The 2,950-nt window shown below is 47.0% G+C and carries 5 protein-coding genes; all 5 read right to left on the reverse strand.

The features are described 5' to 3' along the window. On the reverse strand, positions 1–510 hold a 510-nt coding region (locus tag JF818_RS00375), incomplete at its 3' end, for a tripartite tricarboxylate transporter permease (protein ID WP_198890019.1). Between the two features lie 12 nt (positions 511–522). Continuing rightward, entirely contained in the window at positions 523–978 is a 456-nt protein-coding gene (locus tag JF818_RS00380; protein WP_198890020.1) for a tripartite tricarboxylate transporter TctB family protein, read from the reverse strand. A 57-nt stretch (positions 979–1,035) separates the two neighbouring features. After that, entirely contained in the window at positions 1,036–2,067 is a 1,032-nt protein-coding gene (locus tag JF818_RS00385; RefSeq protein ID WP_198890021.1) for a tripartite tricarboxylate transporter substrate binding protein, read from the reverse strand. A gap of 188 nt (positions 2,068–2,255) precedes the next feature. Continuing rightward, positions 2,256–2,636 carry a chorismate mutase gene (locus JF818_RS00390; protein ID WP_198890022.1) on the reverse strand — a complete coding sequence of 127 codons (381 nt, stop codon included), beginning with the start codon at positions 2,634–2,636 and terminating at the stop codon, positions 2,256–2,258. A 31-nt stretch (positions 2,637–2,667) separates the two neighbouring features. Continuing rightward, the coding region (locus tag JF818_RS16280) for a hypothetical protein (RefSeq protein ID WP_233065247.1) at positions 2,668–2,950 on the reverse strand (283 nt) is incomplete at its 5' end.

Below are 2,950 nucleotides of genomic sequence, written 5' to 3' on the forward strand. Positions count from 1 at the left end.
GGCGCTGATAAGTCCCTTTGCAAAATGTTTTGTTGTCAGGGAACCTACGGTGGTTAAACCGAAGGTTGCAAGAAGGAAGTAGTCCATCGGGGTGAATTTCAGCGCTACAGAGGATATCGGCTTGGCTACAATTGCCAAGGCAAGGAACCCAAAAAGCGTCCCTATGAATGAGTACATGACTGCGTAGATCAGGGCCTTGTACGCCTCACCCTTTTTTGCCATGGGAAAGCCATCAAGGGTGGTTACCACCGATGAAGGTGCTCCAGGTATATTGATAAGGATTGCAGAGAGGGCTCCGCTGAATACACCTACCACATACACGCCCATGATGGTGGCCAGGGCATTGGTGGTCTGCCATGAGTAGGTGATTGATACCAGAAGCGCAGTTGCCATGGAGACCGACAACCCAGGAATGGAACCCACGAAGAGTCCAGCCAGCGAGCCGGCAAAGACAAGCAATACAAACTGAAGGTTGCTTGCATAGGAAAGTATTCCAAGAAACATATCCATTATCCAATCCTCCTACGGAAGCATGACGTGCAGAAGCTTTCCGAACAGGAGATACATCAAAGAGGTAAATCCTACAGAGAGCAAGCCGATCAAGAGATACCTTCGCTCTCCTAGGTAAAAGAACAATCCGAAGAGAAACAAGGTCGTTGAGACGAGGAAAGTAAGATAGGGCATCACCATCACATAGACCAAGGTTGCAAGCGTTACCACAACTGTGTCACGAACCAAGAACAAGACAGGAGTGACCTCTCCCTTCTCTTTACCTGCAGAATGAAGCAGGGAGAGGGAGAGCGGAAGCAGGAACACCGCTACAAGCAGGGGAAACAGATAGGGTGACTGCTGCCATACTACCTTTGCCAGGTGATGCTCCACCAACGAATAGACAATGGCAGAGATGGATAACAAGAGAAACACGAATCCTTCGATTCGTGAATATGCTCCACTTCTTGATCGATGTGCTTCTTCCATGAAGGCTTTCTCCTTAAAAACGGTCTTGCAGAGAACTTCTGCAAGACCTCTTGCTAACTAGTACTGTGACTTCTCAATCCCGAACTTCTCAGGACTGAATTTGGCTACCCCACTATCGTAGAGCATCCAGGAAACCAGGGACTCCCAATCCTTGTAGAACTCCTTCATAGAAGCTTCATCAGGATATTTCTCATAGAGCTTATCCAAGGAGTTCTTGGCCACAAACTCTTTCCAGGCAGGTTCCTGTACAGCTTTCTTTGCTGCATCACGAAGAACGGTAACCACTTCAGAGGGCACATCCTTATCCACCAAGAAAGATAGCGGGGTGAACGGATTGGAGAGATAGCGTTCTGAACCAGGGAGAATTTCTCCAAGGGTGGGCACATCAGGGTGTGCTTCCAGACGGTCAAGGGCAGAGATACCCAACAATTTCAAGTCACCACTTTCAAGATAGCCGGTAACCGTGGAGTAGTTGGAGTTGGTAAAATCGACTTGGTCACCCAATACAGCGAGGATGCAGTCAGCTCCACCGGGGTATGCAGTAAGGGCCATTTCCATGCCGAACTTGCCATAGATCATTGCCTGTACGTGTCCTGATCCACCTGGTCCGGTATAGCTCATTTTCACTTTACCGGGGCGGTTCTTGATGTCATCCACCAAGTCCTGGAGGGTCTCATATTTTGAATCCTTGCCTACAACAATGACCTTCGGGTCATTGACGGCAACCATGATCGGGGTGAAATCGTCATAACTCATCTCACTCAGTCCCATCACTCTCTGGGTCCCCAATGATTCTGCTGTGAATAGAACGGTATAACCATCACTCTTTGCATCAAGGACGGTACGGGCACCAATGGAACCGCTTGCACCACCCTGGTTGATGACAGTTATGCTCACTCCAAGGTGTTTCTCCAACTGGACGGCCAATTGTCTTCCGCTGATGTCTGTGGTGCCCCCAGCTCCGTATGGGACAATCATGGTAATCGGTTTGGTGGGATACGAAGCATCCCCCGATTCAGTGGTTCCAGCGCCCCAAAGCATGGAGATGGACAATAGCAACAAAAGGAAAACAAGCATCTTGTGTTTCATATGGCCTCCTACGGTACCAAGTGTAAATTATCATAGATTATGCATCAGTTTGTACATTTATGCAATATTTATACAATAATATGAAACATCATTCAGTAGTTTATTTATATACAGCAATTTAATGTTTACAAACATACATCAATTATCTGTAAATTTACATCTCTTCTCAAAAAAAAACATTCCCCTCCTTACATGGAGGGGTGTGCATACTCTGGGCGAAGCACCTCTGCTCCCTGCATAAACACGGGCACTGTCTGCTGTATTGGATGGTTCACGACAACCAGCATCCTGATTACCTTCTCCAACATCCCATCAATTTCAAGTTCCTGCATACAGAACAAGGGGGTTGAACCACAGTAGCCTGCTTTTCTCAGTCCTGTTGCAGGATTTCGACTTTTCAGATCACTGGTTTGGGTGATCAGGAGGTAGGCAACTTCCTCTTCCTGCAATGAATTAAGGGCAAGCACTTCCCGGTAGAGTGTTGCAGCGGCGGTTTCTATGAGCTCAGGTACATCTTCCTGTACGCAGATGGCCCCCCTGATAGCACAGATGGTTGGTGGCAATTCCATGGTTACTCCTCAATCAAATGTTTTAATACCATTATCCTATAGTAATTCCTCTCGTGATCACATGCTCCAATACCCCTACAATCAAGCTTAAGGCAAAGACTGCGAGCATTCTGAGAACAGTAAGCAATACAGCAGAAGCAGGGAATATTCGATCCCCTGCCCAGACCAAGAGGGAAAATACCAGTATCCAAAATCCAAAAAGCAAACTGGTCCAGCTTATCAGTGAAAGAAAGAAGTGAAGCAGCCCGACAAACTCCATGCTTACAGCAAAAAAACTACTTGCTATATAGACAAGAAAAAAGAAGAGGTAGAGC

This window comes from Sphaerochaeta sp. S2 (assembly GCF_016406725.1).
Lineage (GTDB): Bacteria > Spirochaetota > Spirochaetia > Sphaerochaetales > Sphaerochaetaceae > Sphaerochaeta.